Origin of the sequence: Salinirubrum litoreum (genome assembly GCF_020567425.1) — an archaeon.
Lineage (GTDB): Archaea > Halobacteriota > Halobacteria > Halobacteriales > Haloferacaceae > Salinirubrum > Salinirubrum litoreum.
This window is the reverse complement of the sequence record NZ_JAJCVJ010000001.1, coordinates 528,845-545,697: the sequence shown is the minus strand read 5'-3', so window position 1 is coordinate 545,697 and position 16,853 is coordinate 528,845. Positions and strand designations below refer to the sequence as shown.

Annotated in this window: 20 protein-coding genes and 1 tRNA gene; 8 read left to right on the top strand and 13 right to left on the bottom strand. The window is 68.0% G+C overall.

The genetic code is table 11. The features are described 5' to 3' along the window. The first annotated feature begins 41 nt into the window (after nt 1–41). A complete protein-coding gene (locus LI337_RS02630) occupies nt 42–1,295 on the top strand; it encodes an MBL fold metallo-hydrolase (protein ID WP_227228162.1) in 1,254 nt (417 codons plus the stop codon). A gap of 16 nt (nt 1,296–1,311) precedes the next feature. On the opposite strand, the gene LI337_RS02625 is transcribed toward LI337_RS02630, so the two are convergent. Continuing rightward, the gene (locus LI337_RS02625) at nt 1,312–1,617 is read right to left on the bottom strand and encodes a CPCC family cysteine-rich protein (protein ID WP_227228161.1); all 306 of its coding nucleotides are present in this window, start codon (nt 1,615–1,617) and stop codon (nt 1,312–1,314) included. 2 nt (nt 1,618–1,619) lie between these two features. Then, entirely contained in the window at nt 1,620–2,489 is an 870-nt protein-coding gene (locus LI337_RS02620; RefSeq protein ID WP_227228160.1) for a hypothetical protein, read from the bottom strand. 220 nt (nt 2,490–2,709) lie between these two features. On the opposite strand from LI337_RS02620, the gene LI337_RS02615 reads away from it, so the two are divergent. Then, on the top strand, nt 2,710–3,930 hold the full coding sequence (locus LI337_RS02615; RefSeq protein ID WP_227228159.1) for a sulfatase-like hydrolase/transferase: 1,221 nt from the start codon (nt 2,710–2,712) through the stop codon (nt 3,928–3,930). A gap of 6 nt (nt 3,931–3,936) precedes the next feature. Here LI337_RS02615 and LI337_RS02610 read toward each other — a convergent pair whose 3' ends face one another. The 3 genes from LI337_RS02610 to LI337_RS02600 all read right to left on the bottom strand — a co-directional run bounded on the left by LI337_RS02610 (nt 3,937) and on the right by LI337_RS02600 (nt 6,119). Further along, on the bottom strand, nt 3,937–5,151 hold the full coding sequence (locus LI337_RS02610; RefSeq protein ID WP_227228158.1) for a glycosyltransferase family 61 protein: 1,215 nt from the start codon (nt 5,149–5,151) through the stop codon (nt 3,937–3,939). A gap of 98 nt (nt 5,152–5,249) precedes the next feature. Continuing rightward, nucleotides 5,250–5,921 carry a twin-arginine translocation signal domain-containing protein gene (locus LI337_RS02605; RefSeq protein WP_227228157.1) on the bottom strand — a complete coding sequence of 224 codons (672 nt, stop codon included), beginning with the start codon at nt 5,919–5,921 and terminating at the stop codon, nt 5,250–5,252. A 123-nt stretch (nt 5,922–6,044) separates the two neighbouring features. After that, a tRNA-Glu gene (locus tag LI337_RS02600) sits at nt 6,045–6,119 on the bottom strand. Nucleotides 6,120–6,325: 206 nt separating this feature from the next. On the opposite strand from LI337_RS02600, the gene LI337_RS02595 reads away from it, so the two are divergent. Next, complete coding sequence (locus tag LI337_RS02595; protein WP_227228156.1) at nt 6,326–6,808, top strand: cupin domain-containing protein; 483 nt, start codon at nt 6,326–6,328, stop codon at nt 6,806–6,808. A gap of 32 nt (nt 6,809–6,840) precedes the next feature. On the opposite strand, the gene LI337_RS02590 is transcribed toward LI337_RS02595, so the two are convergent. The 3 genes from LI337_RS02590 to LI337_RS02580 all read right to left on the bottom strand — a co-directional run bounded on the left by LI337_RS02590 (nt 6,841) and on the right by LI337_RS02580 (nt 9,897). Then, nucleotides 6,841–8,319 carry a helix-turn-helix transcriptional regulator gene (locus LI337_RS02590; RefSeq protein WP_227228155.1) on the bottom strand — a complete coding sequence of 493 codons (1,479 nt, stop codon included), beginning with the start codon at nt 8,317–8,319 and terminating at the stop codon, nt 6,841–6,843. 123 nt (nt 8,320–8,442) lie between these two features. Continuing rightward, nucleotides 8,443–8,586, bottom strand: a complete 144-nt coding sequence (locus LI337_RS02585; protein WP_227228154.1) for a hypothetical protein — start codon at nt 8,584–8,586, stop codon at nt 8,443–8,445. 150 nt (nt 8,587–8,736) lie between these two features. Further along, complete coding sequence (locus LI337_RS02580; protein WP_227228153.1) at nt 8,737–9,897, bottom strand: metal-dependent hydrolase family protein; 1,161 nt, start codon at nt 9,895–9,897, stop codon at nt 8,737–8,739. A gap of 140 nt (nt 9,898–10,037) precedes the next feature. Here LI337_RS02580 and LI337_RS02575 point away from each other — a divergent pair, with 140 nt between their 5' ends. Next, nucleotides 10,038–10,187, top strand: coding sequence for a 50S ribosomal protein L40e (locus tag LI337_RS02575; protein ID WP_227228152.1), 150 nt, complete (start codon nt 10,038–10,040; stop codon nt 10,185–10,187). 2 nt (nt 10,188–10,189) lie between these two features. Here the strand turns inward: LI337_RS02575 and LI337_RS02570 are convergent, their stop codons facing one another. Both LI337_RS02570 and LI337_RS02565 read right to left on the bottom strand, forming a co-directional pair. Continuing rightward, nucleotides 10,190–10,582, bottom strand: coding sequence for a DUF7475 family protein (locus LI337_RS02570; protein ID WP_227228151.1), 393 nt, complete (start codon nt 10,580–10,582; stop codon nt 10,190–10,192). A gap of 85 nt (nt 10,583–10,667) precedes the next feature. Next, nucleotides 10,668–11,291 (bottom strand): MBL fold metallo-hydrolase, encoded by a 624-nt coding sequence (locus LI337_RS02565; protein ID WP_227228150.1) that lies wholly within the window; start codon nt 11,289–11,291, stop codon nt 10,668–10,670. A gap of 199 nt (nt 11,292–11,490) precedes the next feature. On the opposite strand from LI337_RS02565, the gene LI337_RS02560 reads away from it, so the two are divergent. From LI337_RS02560 to cutA, 4 genes are all read left to right on the top strand, one after another. Then, nucleotides 11,491–11,667, top strand: coding sequence for a DUF5786 family protein (locus tag LI337_RS02560; protein WP_227228149.1), 177 nt, complete (start codon nt 11,491–11,493; stop codon nt 11,665–11,667). Next, nucleotides 11,664–12,230 carry an endonuclease dU gene (locus LI337_RS02555; RefSeq protein ID WP_227228148.1) on the top strand — a complete coding sequence of 189 codons (567 nt, stop codon included), beginning with the start codon at nt 11,664–11,666 and terminating at the stop codon, nt 12,228–12,230. Before LI337_RS02560 ends, LI337_RS02555 begins: the two co-directional genes overlap by 4 nt. A gap of 521 nt (nt 12,231–12,751) precedes the next feature. Continuing rightward, complete coding sequence (locus LI337_RS02550) at nt 12,752–12,934, top strand: HEWD family protein (protein WP_227228147.1); 183 nt, start codon at nt 12,752–12,754, stop codon at nt 12,932–12,934. Beyond that, the gene (gene cutA / locus LI337_RS02545) at nt 12,934–13,251 is read left to right on the top strand and encodes a divalent-cation tolerance protein CutA (protein WP_227228146.1); all 318 of its coding nucleotides are present in this window, start codon (nt 12,934–12,936) and stop codon (nt 13,249–13,251) included. The genes LI337_RS02550 and cutA overlap by 1 nt, the downstream gene beginning before the upstream one ends. A gap of 22 nt (nt 13,252–13,273) precedes the next feature. Here the strand turns inward: cutA and LI337_RS02540 are convergent, their stop codons facing one another. The 3 genes from LI337_RS02540 to LI337_RS02530 all read right to left on the bottom strand — a co-directional run bounded on the left by LI337_RS02540 (nt 13,274) and on the right by LI337_RS02530 (nt 16,784). Further along, a complete protein-coding gene (locus LI337_RS02540; protein WP_227228145.1) occupies nt 13,274–14,752 on the bottom strand; it encodes a DNA polymerase Y family protein in 1,479 nt (492 codons plus the stop codon). A gap of 77 nt (nt 14,753–14,829) precedes the next feature. Then, nucleotides 14,830–15,558 (bottom strand): class I SAM-dependent methyltransferase, encoded by a 729-nt coding sequence (locus LI337_RS02535; protein WP_227228144.1) that lies wholly within the window; start codon nt 15,556–15,558, stop codon nt 14,830–14,832. 146 nt (nt 15,559–15,704) lie between these two features. Then, nucleotides 15,705–16,784 carry a lysylphosphatidylglycerol synthase transmembrane domain-containing protein gene (locus tag LI337_RS02530; RefSeq protein WP_227228143.1) on the bottom strand — a complete coding sequence of 360 codons (1,080 nt, stop codon included), beginning with the start codon at nt 16,782–16,784 and terminating at the stop codon, nt 15,705–15,707. Between the last annotated feature and the right edge of the window lie 69 nt (nt 16,785–16,853).

The following is a 16,853-nucleotide window of genomic DNA, read 5'->3' as shown; positions in this document are numbered from 1 at the left end:
AAGCGACGAATCCAAACCCTCGCTCCCACTACCGTTGCTCGATGGAGATTCAGTTCCTCGGCGGGGCGGGCGAGGTCGGGCGGAGTGCCATCGCCGTGGACGACTCCCTGCTCTTGGACTTCGGCCTGCTGACCGGGACGCGCCCGCAGTTCCCGGCGGGGCTGTCCGGCGGGGGTGGGATCGGCGTCGACCCCGACGCGGTCGTCGTCTCCCACGGCCACCTCGACCACGTCGGCGCGGTCCCCTCTCTGCTCTCCGGCGACCGTCGGCCGCCGATCCACTGGACGCCGCCCACTGCCGAACTGACGCGACTGCTGGCCCGTGACACCCTCAAACTCCACGGCGGGAGCTACGACTGTCCGTTCACCGAGGAGGAGATCCGCCGTCTGTCGGAGGTGTCGGTCCGACACGGCTACCGCGAGACGTTCGAGGCGGCCGGGTACGAGGTGACGTTCTACCCGGCGGGCCACATCCCCGGCAGTGCGCACGTCCTCGTGTCGGACGGCGACACCCGCCTGCTGTACACCGCCGACTTCCACACCGACGACCAGCGACTCCTGTCGGGGACGACCGACAGGCCCGACGCGGACGTGGTCATCTGCGAATCGACCTACTCGGACGTGCTCCACGACGACCGGAGAGAGATCGAACGCCGGTTCGCCGAGAGCCTCCGGACCACGGTCTGGGAGGGTGGCACGGTCGTCGTCCCGGCGTTCGCCATCGGGCGGACGCAGGAGGTCATGCTCGTCTGCGAGGCGCACGACATCGACTGCTACGTGGACGGGATGGGCAAGCGCGTGACGAACCTGTTCCGGAACTACCCCGACTACGTCCGTGATCCAGAGGCCCTGCGCCGGGCGAAGTCGAACGCCCGGTTCGTCACCGGGCGAGACGGCCAGCGCAAGCGCATCGCCGATCAGAACACGGTGATCGTCACGACAAGCGGGATGCTCTCCGGTGGTCCCGCGATGACCTACATCCCGGAGATTCGCGGGCGACCGACGAACAAGATCACGATGACTGGCTACCAGGTCGAGGGCACGCCCGGCCGGGACCTCCTGGACACCGGCAGTGCGGAGATAGACGGTCGCCGGATGCCGGTCTCGGCGCAGGTCGAGAGCTACGACTTCTCGGCGCACGCGGACCGCGAGGGCCTACTGGCCTTCCTCGACAGTTACCGAGAGAGCGAGGTGCTGGTGAACCACGGTGACCGGTGCGGCGCGTTCGCCGAGGAGTTGCGGGCGGACGGGTACGAGGCGAGTGCGCCAGAGTTCGGCGAGACGGTCGAGGTGTAGGTCGGCACAGGCGCGGTCAATCGCGGGAGCGTTCGTCGTAGGGCCAGTTCGGGTCGCGTGCCTCGTTCTCTCGTGGCTCCCGAGTCCGGTCGACCACGTCGGGAGAACACGCCCCGTACGCCCGGACGTTCTCGCGGGCGGTCGCCAGCGAGACGTGGTTGTAGTCGTTCGGCGACTCCGGGTAGTAAAAGCCGAGGAGGTCGTCCAGCCAGTAGCAGACCGGACAGACCTCGTAGGAACCGGGACTGCCGGGCGGGAGCGTGCGGTATCCACAGCAGGGACAGTGACCGCGTTCGCGCGAGACGGGGTTCTCGCGGGGCATCCTCAGGCCGGTCGGTTGCTGGTGTCGTCGCTCTCGTCGGTCGTGGCGACCTCGGTAGTGTCGGCGTCGAGATAGCGTCCCCCGGCTTCGGATTCGCCACGTTCGAGGAACTCGCCGTCAGGGTCCACGACCGCGAGACTCCACGCACGGGCCAAGCGTGGGTTCTCGCGCAGATGGTGTTCGGGCACCAGCGGCAGGGGAACTGGCCGGTAGGCGTTGGCCTTCATCGCCGAGATGCCGGCGTAGCGACCGACGGGGCCGTCGCGGTCGAAGACGTGGATGCGCTTGTCGTCGCCCCGCCTGTAACGATGCCGGAAGGTCTCGGGAGTCGGTCCGGGGCAGGTGAGCCCGTCGACCGAGTCCAGCACCGCGACCGTCTCTTCGCCCGCGTCGAGGACGAGCCGGGCGGTGGCTTCGGGTCCGGCGGCCTCGTCGGAGCGTTCCTCGCGCCACGCGAGGTCGGCGTCGGTGCGCACACAGGCGTAGCTGTCGTCGGTCAGCAGGATGCGATCCGGGATGGTGTAGAACTGCCTGCCTGCGTCGGTGTCGGCCCGGAGGAGGAAGGGGTCGCCCAGCGTCTCGACTACCTCGCTGGCGGTCTCCGGATCGGCGACGAACAGCACACGCCGGCCAGCGTCGGCCGCGTCCGCCAGTCGCGCCACGAGTGTCAGCGGATCGGCCGAGGCGAGTGGTTCGACCGCCAGGGGAGCCTCGGTGGTCTCGCCCGGCGCGGTCGTCACCGGGGTCGTCTCTCCCTCGGGTGTGGCGACCGCGGCGGGTGTGTTCCAGCCCTCTGGGTGGTCCAGTCGGTAGCCCCGGTTCGCGAGGTCGGCGACTACGGCGTCGGTCGGCGGCACTGGCGCGAGTGACATCGTGTCGTCCGTAGGGCCGAGACGGCTTGAACGTGTCCCGCGAGGGACGTCGTGACGCGCTGTCTGTGTCTGGCACTGCGACAGGCTCGACCGACTTCTCTCCGGCCGTCTCGACGGCTGTCTCACTCGACAGGTCCGAACCCGAGTCGTCCGGGTGTAAGACGACCTTACACCGAAGTACCGAGTGAGTAGCTAAGTAGTCGCCGAGAGCCGTGTGGATATGTCCGTCCTCGCGCCGATGACTGCAGGCTCCGTCGAGAACGTCTACGTCTTCGTCTGTGACGCCTTGCGCAGGGACGAACTCCCCGAGTCGGTCGCCGACCTCGGCGTCACCGTGCCGACGCTGGCGAACGCGCTCTGTACGCCGCAGTCGATGCCGACCATCCTCACCGGCCTCTACCCTCCGAACCACGGTGTCGACTGGTTCGACGAGGTGCTGTCGCCGGACGTACCGACACTGTTCGACGCCGACACCGGCGACTCGAACGGTCTCTCGGTGGGCTACGACGAACTCGTCTGGAAGGGTAGTTCCGTCCGGAACGTGCTGGACGACCCGCCGAGGGTCGACCTGTCGTCGGTCGACCCGCCGTTCGTCGCCGTCGAACACGACCACGGCGGCCACACGCCGTATCCCGGCGACATGGAACGGACGACCGCCGACCTCCTCGGGCGTATCGGCGACACCGACGAACTCCGCCGGCGGTACCGCGAGGGTGTCGCGGCGAGCGTCGAACGCTTCCACGACCGGATGGCGGTCCTCGACGACCGTGGACTGCTCGACGAGACGCTCGTCCTGTTCACCTCCGATCACGGCGAACTGCTCGGCGAGCACGGCGGCTTCGTCGGCCACCAACTGCCGGTCGCGCCGGAAGTCGTCCACGTGCCGACGGTCGCCATTCACGAGGGCCTACCGGCGGGAGAACGGCGCTCCAAACACGTCTCGCACGTCGATTTCGTCCCGACGATCGCCGACGCTCTCACGACCGACACCGGTCTGCCGACGGAGGCGATGGACGGCGTCTCGCTGTTCTCCGATCTACCACGTACTCGCCTGACCTACACGCACGCGCTGGTCCGGGCGACCCCGAAGTTCAGAGGATCGATGCTCGATCCGATCTACGACGCCCCGAGCGTCTGGAGTCTGTCCGGCGGCCGTGTCGTCGGAAAAACCGGTCCCGTTCGCCGGAGCGCGCTGATCTGGTACGAGGCACTCCGGTCGAACTACACCGCCGCGTTCAACGCCGACCGGAACCCCGTTGGCCGCCTCGTCCGGAGCGCACGTGTCTACGGACCCCGGACCCAAACCTTCGGCACGCCGGAGTTCTCGCGTTCGGAGGCGACAGAGCTGATCGAGACGGTTCGATCCGGTGACGTCAGTGCCCGCAAGACCGACATCGACGAGGAGACTCGCCGCGACCTCGAAGACCTCGGTTACGTCTGAGCCCTCTCAGGCCGCCTTGAGTTGGTCCTGATCGAGTTCCGTCTCGACAGCTTCGACGACCGCGTCCACGTCGGCACGCATGTCGGCACCGTCGATCTCTCCAGGGATACTCCGATGCCGGAGACCGACCTGGCTCGACAGGGTGTAGTAGGCACGGCTGTGCTTTTCTCCCCGACAGAGTTCGATCACCGCCGCGTCGTCGGCGTAGAGGATGTCCGTCAACCCCGCACCGTGAGGACCGACCACGATCTCGGCTTGCATCATCAGCGCGATGGTCTCTGCGGTCGGCATCTCCGCGAGACAGTACCGCTCGAACCCGCGTGCTTCCAACTCGGCGAACAGTTCGTCTTCGTTGCTCACGCTCCGGCGCGTGGCGTCGTTCCGTGAGATGTAGACGCGTTCCGAGAACTGGTCCGGATCGACGCGCTCCCGAACCGCCGGCCGCATCCGTTCACGGAGCCAGTCGACCGCGACCGGCGAGATCGCGCCCCGATTGATCTGTCGCCGTACCGAAGGGATCACGAGTTCGTCGACGTCGGCGACCGCGCAGTCCCACTCCACCCAGTCCTCGGGACCGTATCCGAGCAGTTCCAGCGTCTCCCGCTGGAAGCCGCCGAAGTCGGGACCGACGACGAGGGTGGGTGTCTCTCCGGTTCGTTCGCTGTAGGCTTCCACGCCTTCGAGCCGTGTGAGTGTCTCCGTGACCCAGTGGTAGTAGCCGCTGTTCCAGCAGTTGTAGAGCAGGACGGCGCGGTCGAACTCACGGCGGCCGCCGCCGAGCGTCGCACGGGGACCGTCCTCGACCGTGTCTCGCAGGGTGTAGAAGAGGTTCAGTGCGGTCACGGTGGCAGTGACCGTGGCGTCGAGGCTGATCTTGCCGTCGAGGAGCGCAAAGGGATAGGGTCCGACCAGCCGCGCGTCTTCCGCGACACCCACGAACGGCTGTGGAATCACGTACTCGCCGTCGAGGGCACGAACCTCGGGGAGGGCGTGGTCAGGCGCGTCGAAGGTGTAGCGTTTGGCGTCACCGTAGAACCAGCACTCGCCGTGTCGCCGGCAGTGCTGTTTCAGTTCGTCGGTGTCCAAGAACAGAAACGGCGCGTACTGAACGGTCCCCTCGGCGAGCGGTTTGTACTTCCCTCTGAACACGTTCCAGAGGTTCCAGCGAACTCCGTCGACCAACCCTCGCTGACGAAAGGACTGTCGGACAGTGGAGAGCATCGTCCCCGCCGACCGGTGAGACGCGGATAAGTATTCAGTCGTTAACGCAATGCTCCCTACAGACGGCCGTATTCGGAGTTCTCGTGACCGAGGCTAACTCACTCTAACGTGATACTAAAGCCCCACTCGGCCGATTCACCTTCGGTCGCGATCCGGTCCGGCCCTCGCGCGACGCTGTAGGTCGCCGTGAACCGGAAGTTCCCGACCGGGAGACAGGCGTCCTCGCCGGGTAGCGCGTACAGATCGAGCAGTTGTGACGTGGACTCGCCGGGGTCGAGTTCGATCGTCCGGTACTCCTCGGTGACGGCGATGCCCTCGCTGAGCCGCCAACAGCCGGGTTCGGCGGGATACTCCTCGCCGGCGGGCAGCAGGATCAACATCCCGTCGTCGTCTTCGACGTAAGCGAAGACTACGTCCCGACCCTCGCCGATGTTGAGCGTCTCGTCGGCTTCGTTCGTGACGGTCACGCGAAGCTGTGGCGGGGTCTCCTCGGTCGCGGCCTCGGTGACGACCGCGACGTCGGGTCGGATCGGGAGGGACGGAGCCTCGTCGGTCCCGACGATGCTCACGCCGGGCCCGCCGGTACCGGTCGGGCGTGTGCTTCCCGAGTCGTCGGTGTCGGTCCCGTCTGTCGGGAGGTCGTCGGTCGGCGTGTCGGTCGGCGAGTTCGTCGGCGACCCGGCCGGACTCCCGTTCGAGAGACAGCCGGCGACGACCGCAGTCGTGCCCACGGCCAGAGTTCGGAGCAGATCGCGTCGTGTCGGGGACATACAAGTGAGAACGTCGGCTCGAAACTTAACCCCGACTGAGAGTCAAAATCTCGCTTGTGTCTTCGAGCCTGCGAGCCGTCGAGACGGCCGGAGACACGGCTAGAAGAGGTGAAGACGCGAGAATGCTCCGGCAGGGATTTGAACCCTGGTCATCACCGTGAGAGGGTGATATGATTGGCCGGACTACACCACCAGAGCGCATCCTAACGTATCGCAGAGAGGAATAAAACAGTTGCGCTTTCCGGCCGCCGTGTGGCGAAATCGCACGTGAACCGGTCACTCGCGGCGGTGGTCGGCGACCGTGCAGTCTCCGACTCTCCGACTCGGCGACCGACCGACTGCGGGGTTCCGGCCGACCCGACCGCTTGCCCCAGTGTTTTCCATCGGGCGTCCGAGACGAGTGTATGGAGCGAGTTGCCATCGAGTCCCTCGAATCGTCCCACCCCGCCGGCGGCGACGTGGACCGTCGCGGACTCACCGACGCACTCGACGCCGACGACCTCGCCGTCAACTACTACGCGCTCGATCCGGGCGACGCCTTCTCCGGCGGGATGCACGCTCACTACGACCAGGAGGAGGTGTTCTACGTGATGGAGGGCACCGCCACCTTCGAGACGATGAGCGACCCGACCGCCGAGTCCGAGACGGTCGAGGTCGGGCCACAGGAGGCGATCCGGTTCGCGGCAGGCGAGTTCCAGCAGGGTCGCAACGAGTCCGACGAGCGCGTCACCGCGCTGGCGCTGGGTGCGCCGACTCCCTCTACCGACGTGCGGGTGCCGACCGCCTGCGCCGAGTGTGGGGACAGCGAGACGCTCGCGGTCGGGTTCGGCGACGACGGGGAGATGCGACTGGCGTGTCCCGAGTGTGGCACCGAACTGTCGGTCTGAGTCGACGCGCAGCAGTCGTCGGGGCCAGTCGTCTACTCCTCGTCGTCGAACGGTGACCCGGCGGCCTCCGGTTCGTGGCCGGCCAGCGAGATGACGTTCTCCCGACCGACTCGGAGCTTCGAGATGGTACCCTCTTCTTCCATGTCCGAGAGGAGCATGCTGACCTTCGACTTCGACCACCCGGTCTCGTCGACGATCTTCACCTGCTTCATCCGGCCGCCGTGTTGTCTCAGCATCCGGACGACCCGGTCGTCGTCGGCCAGCAGTTCCTCGTCCGGCACCGAGGGTTCCGGCATCGGTTCGTCGTCGTCGGCCCCGGCGACCGCACCCGCCCCGGCCGCGCCACTCGCGCCTGCGGCGGCACCGTGTGTCGTCTGGCCGTCGCTGGTCCCACCAGCGCCAGCGCCGCTGCCGGCACCGGAGCCACTCGCCCCACCCGAGTCACCGATTCCACTACGGGAACCGCCAGAGCCGGTGGAACTGCCGGTACTGCCGCCTCCGGTACCGCCGGGCGAACCGCCGGAGTCGGAGGGACCACCGCCGCCACGCTGGCGATACCAGATGCCGCCCACCAGCAGACCGACGAGCGCGAGGACACCGACCACGAGCGGAAGCGGGAGACCCGAGTCCGTCGGGCCGTCACCCGGCCCCGGTGTCTGCGTCGGCGAGTCGCCCGGTCCCGGCGTCGCGGTCGGTGTCGCGGTCGGCGTCACCGACGAGGCGGGCACGAACGCGACCTGCGGGCGGTTGTCGGTGAACTGCTTCTCGCCCTGCCACGTCACCGAGTCGCTCTCGGACACCGAGTCGGGATTCGAGAGCGTCCCGTTCGGCGTGACCGAGTCGAAGACGAGCCCTGAACCGGCGCGCATCACCAGCGACTGGTCGCGATAGATGTAGAGTCCGTCCTCGAACACGTCGCCGACGACGACCCGGTCGCCGTCCTCGACGGCGAAGGCACTCCACGTGAACGACATCTCTACGACGCCGACCGTGTTCAGACCGGACTCGATCCGGGCGTCTCTACTGAAGTCGCTCGCCGTCATCTCCCGCCCGGTGAAGTTCGCCCCCTCGGCGACCAACCCCCGCGCGTCACGCTGGAAGTTCGTGTAGAGTTGCGTCTCGGTACTGTTGAACTCCTCCGCGAACGCCCGGAACTCCTGTCGCTCGGTCTCGTTCGTCAGCGGTCGCTCGAACCGGAACGTCCACCGGGCCGACGTATCTTCCCTGACGGTGATGATGTACTGCGTCCGGTCGAACTCCTGTTGCTGGAGTGCGGTTGCGGCCGTCACGTTCTGTCCGGCGGGATCGAACTGCCCGGCACCGTCGGACTGCTCGGCGTCGGCGAACGGTCCGGGACCGCGGAGGCCCTCGGAGTCGCTGCTGGCGGGGACGGGGCCGGCGGTGGCGACGCGTTGGTCGGGTGCGTCGCTGAGCGCCGTGGCGGGGAGTGCCGTTCCGACCGTCGCCGAGACGATCAGGACCAACACCACGAGGAGGACCGACCGATCCATCGGGTAGTGAATCACACGGCTATTAAAAAGAGTTTGTGACACGCCGTCGATCCGGCGGCTGCTGTCCATCTCCGGACAGTTTACGGCTGGTTCTGTGGCGTATCGAGCACGGACTCGTGGGGTTCAGCCCTCGACGGTCTCGGTCTCGTCGTCGCTCCGGACGGTGACCGTCTCGGTGGTGTCGGTCCCGTTCCATCCGGAGGGGAGTCCGGCACAACCGGCGACGAGGAGGGTACTCGTTCTCGCGAGCAGGGTTCGTCGCCGCACGGGATCAGGTCGACAGACGACTCGAATACGTGCTTTTCCTCGAAACCGCAACACAGCGCGGGGTTCGATGACAGACCACTCGGGAGATAGCTCTGTCGTGAGTCCTCGGTCGTCACCGCGCGTCTCCGGGTGGCGGCGGACGCTTCCGACTCAGGCGTCGACGACCTCGCCGTCTGCGACGACGTGCGTCGGGTCCTGCCACGCACTGGCGTCTTCGCTCGGGTCGGTCGGGAGGACGACCAGGTCGGCGCGGTAGCCCTCCGAGACGAGTCCGGTGTCGTCCAGTCCCAGGAGGTCGGCGGCGTTCACGGTCGCGGCCTCCAGCGCGTGGGCCGGGTCCATCCCGTGGTCGACCATGTACTGCAGTTCCTGCGGGATGTCGGCGAAGAAGTTGAACGGCGTCCCGGCGTCGGTGCCCATCGCGACGTTCACACCCAGTTCGAGCGCGTGGTCGAAGGCGTCGTCGAAGTGGTCGGCCGCCTCCTCGGCTTTCGCCACCGCCTCCTCGGGGATGCCCGCCTCGACGCCGTTCTCGACGATGCCGTGGAGCGCGCTCGCGGTCGGGACCCAGTAGGTGCCGTGTTCGACCATCAGTTCGGCCGCCTCGCGGTCCATGAACGTCCCGTGTTCGACACTGCTGATGCCGGCCCGGACCGCGTTCTTGATCCCCTCCGCACCGTGGGCGTGCGCGGCAGTCGGGACGCCCTTGGTCTCTGCGGCCTCGACCAGGGCCTCCAGTTCCTCGGGGGTGAGTTCCGGCGCGCCGGTGACCGCGCCCTCGGTGAGGACGCCGCCGGTGGCCATGCACTTCACCACGTCTGCACCGCGTTTCAGTTGCTCGCGGGCCGCCTTGCGGACCTCGTGTGGGCCGTCGGCTTCGCGGCCGAACCAGTGGCCGTGTCCACCGGTCATGATGACGTTCTGGCCGCAGGCGAGCACGCGCGGGCCGGCGATCACGTCCTCGGAGACGGCGACGTCGGCGTCGAGTGCGAGCGTCTCGCGGGAGCCGAGGTCCCGCAGTGTCGTCACGCCGGCCCCGAGGGCGTCGCGGAGGTTCCCGGTCGCGCGGTACGAGGAGAGGTAGGCGCTCTCCGACGTGGCTGTCGCCACGTCCGGTCGACCGTCCATCATCACGTGGACGTGCGAGTCGATCAAGCCGGGCGCGACGAACTGGCCGTCCGCGTCGATCTCGTCGGCGTCCTCGGGTGCGTCGACCTCGCCGAGGGCGACGATCTCACCCTCCTCCACCCCCACGTCGGTCTCGACGGTCCGCTCTGCGTCCACGACTGTTCCGTTGCGAATGACGAGCATGGTCCCGAGTGGATGCCTCACGTCCTAAAGCACAGGGTCGCGGCAGCCCTGCACGGTCACTGCACGCCCCAGCACCGGTCGACCGACTCGCACCGCAGAGTCTCGCAACGATTAAACCGGTCCCCCTACAACGGCCGGACATGGCCAAGTTCGACGCCGCCGAGAAGCGAGACCTCGACAAGCAGATCTGTATGCGCTGTAACGCCCGCAACCCTGCGCAGGCCGACAAGTGCCGGAAGTGCGGCTACAAGAACCTCCGGCCGAAGGCGAAAGAGCGCCGGAGCGCGTAAGTCTACGCTTCTCTCCTGTACAGCACGACCAGCACGACGATCAGCAGCACCTGCGCCAGTTTGTCGGCGATCTCGATCCCACCGACGGATCCGAGTGACCGACCGGTCGATCCGTAGTTCAGCCAGTACCACGCGAGTATCTGGACTGCGGTGAAGGGAACGCCCACGGCGTACAGCACCGGCCGCCGGTAGTCGATCACGAGGAGGCCGACCGCGACGAGAAAGGCGATGCCGGCGAGCAGGAACGCGACGCCGAACCCGACGTCTCCACCCAACAGACTGACGGCACCGAGGACGAGGTGGATGACCCCCGAGACGACTGCCAGCGCCGCGCCGGCCCAGTGGAGTCCACTGAGCGATTCGGTGGCGACCCGGCTATCGGTTGCTGTTGCCATACCACACCCTTCGGCCGGGTGATAGTTAATACCACGTGACGGGTGCGTCACCCGGACACGACCGACAGCGACGCGAGTCGGTGACTCACTCTTCTGGGTACTTCGGTTCCCGGCGTTCTGCACGGGTCAGTGCGCGTTCGATCACGTCCCGAACCGACTCGTCGTCGGTCGCCTCGAACACGTCGCCGTGGCCGGCGTACATCGCGGTCACGGAGTCGGGGAGGCGGTCGAGCAGCGTCGAGAGACTCTCGATCAGGCGTTCGCGGGACTGCCCGGACATGTCCGTCCGGCCGAAGCTCCCGTCGTCGAACGCGCCGTCGTTGTAGACCACCACGTCGCCGCTGAACAGCACCGTCTCCCCGACGAACGCGACGTGGTCGGCGGCGTGGCCCGGCGTGTAGACGACTTCGCAGGCCTCGTCACCGATCTGTACCTCGTCGCCGTCGACGAGTTCGTGGTCCCGGCGCGGGTGGTCGCCGTAGGCGTACAACTCGGCGTCGAAGGCGTCGAGTACGGCGTCGAGTTGCCCGACGTGGTCGTGGTGCTGGTGGGTGAGGACGACGCGGTCCAGGTCGTCGGTGTACTCGGCGATCACGTCCTCGACACCGGGCATCGTCCCGGCGTCCACCAGCGTCGTCTCGGCCCCGACCACGAGATACGCGTTACAGGTGAACTGGTCCGCGTCGGCGGTCACGGTGTGAACGTCCATACCCGTCTCTGACGCTCCCGCGTAAAAAGCGCGGTCGTCGCGGTAGATACCTGTGACCGTCGTGGGAGGATTCCGTGACCGTGGGGAGACTCCGGATGGTCACAGTCGACCGCTCATCGACACCGAGGACCGACGACGTGTCGATTTCGAGGTATATCGGCGTGTGGTTTTTGTATGACAATTCATTACTATCGACTGTATGGGCTTCGGGAGCTACGACGAGTCGGAACAGGAGAACCAGGAGTACGACACCGATCTCGACGAGGACGAGGCGGTCGCGGCGCGCCAGACGGACCATCAGGGCGACGTCGACTTCGAGATCGGCGCATCGAACGACGAACTGCTCGACCGACTCCAGCAGATCAAAGACGAGTGAAGTCCGGGACCCGCGCGCTGGGGGTGGCCTGCTCGGACGGCGAGTCCACCAGCACCCTCGCGGGGGCGGTCGTCCGCGCCGACCGGGTCGTGGACGGTCTCGTCTTCGGGACGTGCGCGGTCGGAGGACTGGACGCCACCGACACACTCCTCGACTGTTTTCGCCGCCTCGACAGGCCGGACGTTCGCTACCTCCTGTTGTCGGGTGTCGCGCCCGCGTGGTTCAATCTGTTCGACCTCCGCCGGATCCACGAGGTGGTGAACCGCCCAGTGGTGTCGGTCTCCTTCGAGTCGAGTGCGGGGCTGGAACCGGCGCTCCGCCGGGAGTTCGCCGACGTCGCGCTGGATCAGCGGCTCTCCATCTACGGGTCGTTACCGGACCGAGAGCAGGTCGCGCTCGGATCGGGAGACGACGCTGAGACGGTGTTCGTCAGGAGTGTCGGCCTCGGGACGGCGGAGACGTTCGACGTGGTGCGTGGGTTCACCCCGGAGGGTGGTCGTCCGGAGCCGATCCGGGTGGCTCGGCTGGCGGCGCGTGCCGGGCGCGCGTGGACCGAGTCGTAACGAAAGTAGTACGCTGTCGACGAATCTCGTACCGGAACCGCCGCCGAATCTCGTACCGGGTCTCTCGTCGAGTCGGTCGCCACGTCGTCAATCGTCGCAGTGGTCGGACCCCGGTTCGCTGGTAGTCCACCACTCCTCCCCGACTGCTGGCGACGCGGACTGCGCGCAGGTCCTCGCTGTCGCTCGGACACTGCTCGGTGTCGGTCGCCAGCAGATCGCAGCCTGTCGGGGGTCCGGGCTGCCGGCGCTGTCGTCCGAGAGCACCGGTGATGTCGTTCCGAACTGACGTGCCGGCGGGGAGCGATTACCGTCTCGGTCCCGACACCGCCGCGACGTCTTGTCCTACCGTCGACACCGGTTGACACGACTCGGAACGGTATCGTTGCAACTCGGGTGTTCTCGATCGAAGTGGTCCCGGTCTCGGGAGTCCTCGTGGCTTCGGGACCACAGACCCTGCCTGCGGGGACCGCACATCTGCCGCCGGGGACAGCGTTAACTCCCTCGCCGTCGCCCACTCTGGTATGCCCGCATCGAAACTCCAGACGCCGACCGCCAGAACGTGCGAGGTCTGCGGCCGGTCGGAGGTCTGGAACGCTGACGAGGAGAGCTGGCGCGTCGCGGTCGAAGACGGCGAGCGCCGTGTCGGGAGCATCTACTGTATCCACGAGTGGGACATCAACGGTACCTTCGCGCCCTTCGACTGATGCCGACCGTCTTCGTCACCGCGCCCCCCGAGTCCGCCGACGAACTCGCTCGCACACTGGTCGAGGAGCGCCTCGCCGCCTGCGTGAACCGCCTCGCTTGTGACTCCATCTACCGCTGGGAGGACGAGATTCACGACGACGAGGAGCGCATCCTGCTGGTGAAGACGACCGACGAGGCATACGACGACCTGGTCGCTCGTGTCCGTGACCTGCACCCCTACGACGTGCCCTGCGTCGAACGCTTCGACGAGACCGACGTGCTCCCGGTGTACGCCGACTGGCGCGACGACGCGGTCCGCACGCGGTCCGACGACTGACGCGTCCCGCGTTCGACCGCCCTCACTCCGACTCCCCGTCGAAATCGCCCAGCGACGCCTGTCCCTCTCGGTGACGCTCGTGGCCGCGTCCGCCGCCGGGGTCGTCGGCGTTCGAGGGCCCGTCACCACCGGCGACTTCGGCCCAGTCGGCCAACGTCTCGGGGTCGTCCGGTTCCACCTCGGCCTCACTGGCCCACTCCGCGAGTGTCGCCGTGTCGTCCGGCGGGTCCGCGGCCGTCGACCCCGCCGAAGTCGGCCCTGTCGACGCGGACGCCGGAAACTCACTCTCGGACTCGTCGTCGCCTGCGCCGGCCCAGCCGTCGAGACTCGACTGGTCCGTCTCCCCGAAGTCGAGTTTCGAGACCCGGACGCCCACCTTCCGGACCTCACGGCCGGCGAACTCCTCGAGCAGGTCCAGCGCCACCTCCGCCACGAGGTCGGGGTCGTCAACGGGCCCCGGCAGGGAGGAAGCGCGGGTGTTCACGTCGAAGGGCGGTTCGACGACCTTGACCCCGATGGTCCGGTAGAGCGCCCCCTTGCGCCGGGCGCGGTCGGCCACGTCCGCCGACAGCTTCCGGACCTTCTCCCGTTTCGCGTCCTCGTCGGCGGTGGCCTCGGTGAACGCCGACTCCCGCGAGAGGCTCTTGGGTCGGCCGGTGGGCTCCACGGCTCGGTCGTCCTCGCCGCGAGCGCGGGCGTACAGTTCCCGGCCGCGTTCGCCGAACTCGGCACCGAGTTCGGCCGGGTCGGCCGCCGCGAGGTCACCGGCCGTCTCGACGTCCATCGCCGCGAGTCGGCGGGCCGTCACCGGGCCGACGCCGTGGACCGTCTCGACCGGGAGCGGCGCGAGAAAGTCCCGAACAGAGCCCGGTTCGACCACGGTCAGGCCGTCCGGTTTGTCGTGGTCGCTGGCGACCTTCGCGGTGGACATGTTCGGCGCGACCCCGACGCTGGCGGGGACGCCGACCTCGTCGTCGATCCGGGTCTTGACGTGCCGGGCGAACCCCTCCGCGAGGGTCCGAGAGCCGTCGGGCGTCCGCGCCCACGAGGTCCGGTCGGTCACGTCGAGGTACGCCTCGTCGATGCTGACTTCCCGGACCGTCTCGGCGCAGTCGTGGAGAATCTCCTTCACTTCCTCGCTGACCGACTGGTAGTAGTCCATGTCCACCGGGCGGTAGTAGCCGCACTCCGCGGGGTCGAGATCGGGGTCCCGCTCGACGTCGCCCGCGCCGGTCGCCGCGGCCATCCGGGGGAGGTTCTCCAGTGCCTGCGAGATGGGCTGGGCCGACTCGACGCCGTACTCGCGGGCCTCGTAGCTGGCGGTCGCCACCGCGCCGTGAGTCTCGCCGGCTTCGTAACCCATGCCGACGACGACCGGTTCGCCGGCGAGGGAGGGGTCTTTCCGCCGCTCACACGAGGCGTAGAAGCAGTCCATGTCGACGTGGAGGACGATCCGGTCGGGGGCGTCCCGCTCTGTTCCGGGGAGGGTCCCGCCGGCCATACTCCTGCTTCGCGGTGCGGGGCTGTCAAGCTTCGGCTTCCACGGCGAAAGTGGAGTCGACCGGGAGTGGCCCGGGTTCAGGCCTTCTCCAGGACCGCCCGGAAGTGCGCGAAGTCGTCCGCGTCCAGCAGGTCGGCCACCCGCCACGCGGTCCCGGCGAGTGCGTCCCGTAGCCGCTCCGGGGAGAACAACAGCATCTCGATGGGGTCGCCGAACTCGTCGCCGTACTGGAACCGGAAACTCCGCCGGGCGAGTCCCTCGCGAGGATCGGCCCGGTAGCCGAGCAGGTCGGCACACGTCGGGTCGGTCGGGTCGTAGCCGTCCACGAGGACCGTGGCGTCGTCGGTCGTCACTCGATCTACTTCGGCGAAGAAATCCGCGAGTCGTCCCAGCGACCCGGCGACCGTGACCTGGGTCCCGAGCGCCAGCACCGACCGGTAGGCGTCGTCCGGCAGTCGCAGATCGAACATGTCCATCTGGACTGCGTGCGTCACGCCGCGTTCGCTCGCGGCCTGTACCGCGTGCGGACTCACGTCGGTCGCCAGCACCTCGACGCCTCGGTCCTGTAACGCGAGGGTGTGCCGACCAGCACCACACCCGAGGTCCAGCACCGGTCCCGACAGGGAGTCGACGTCCCGACGCTCCCGTTCTGACCATTCGGACTCCGGGAGGAAGTAGAACTCGCGGATCGCGGCGTCCTGCACCGCGTCGCCGTCGCGGTAGACGCAGTTCTCGTCGTACTCCTCGCGGGCGTAGTCGAGCATCGCGCGTCCGAGTGGGTCCGGGCCGTCGCTGGACACTGGCATCATCAGGTCGTCGTCCGACCGGCACTTCACGCTTCGTGACACTCGCTACCGAGCAACGAGACTCGGTCGTCGACGTCGTCACCGTCGTCTGTCGTGCGCGTCGATTCCCCCGACAGTCGTCGGTCTCCGGGGTCACTCCGCGACCGTCAGTCGTCGTCCGCGTCGACTCCGGCGGGTGTCTCCAGTGCGACCGCCGGTTCGTCCAGTGACGCCGGGAGTTCCCGAATCCCGACGGTCGCGGTCCACGCCGCGACTGCGCCGACGAGGACGAAGAACCAGAACGAGCAGAGTCGGTAGAGGACGACCACCGCGCCAGCGCCGGTCAGGTCGAACGTCGCGAGCGTCGTCAACAGGCCGACCAGGGCGAACTCGATCCCACCGAGTCCGCCCGGCAGGGGGACCACGGTCGCCACGCCGACCGCCGGCACGAGAAAGAGCGCCAGCGCGACCGGCACCGGCGTCCCCAGCGCCAGTGCGCTGGTGAACAGCGGGAGCGCGAAGAGCAGCCAGCCGAGTTGCGTGACGAGGAACGCCACGACGACCGTCCGGCGGTCGGCGACGACCGTCTCGAAGGTCTCGTAGTAGCGTTCGAGGCCGGCGGTCACGCGGTCGGGGGCGAGTTTCGCGGCGAGACCCGGAGAGACCCGGCGAACCGCCGGCTCCACGACCCGGGTCACCGTCACCAGCGCGCCCGAGACCGCAGTCCGGCGATACCAGACGACGACACCGAGCGCCGCGAGTGCGACGGCGACGACCAGTGCCGCGACACCCAGCAGGCGGACGACCGGCGTCGTCACCCCGACCGCGAACAGGACGGTCACGCCCACCAGTGCGAGGAGTATCGAGGCGAGCAGCGAGAGAAACTCGGCGACCGCGATGACCGCCAGCGACCGACTGTACCCGACGTCCACCTCGCGCTCGAAGGCGTAGGCCATCACCGCCGGCCCGCCGGCGTTGCCCATCGGGAGGACGAGTTTGCCGAACGCACCTGCGCCGTAGGCGCGGAAGGCCCGCCACGAGGAGATGCGGGAGTCCGACGAGGCGAAGAGGAGTCGGCTCGCCTCGCTCCAGCAGACCATCGCGCCGAGAATCGCGACCGGGCCGAGGAGAAACGTCGAGAGCGAGGCGTCCGCGAGTTGGGCCGCCAGTCGCGCCGGGTTCAGCAGGGCGACGAAGCCCGCCAACAGGAGGACGGCACTGCCGAACGAGACGAGCAGACGTCGCATACCTCCACTGGCGACGGCATCGGCCATGAACGTATCGGCGAGCGTGAGTGTCGAGCAGCGTGAGACGGT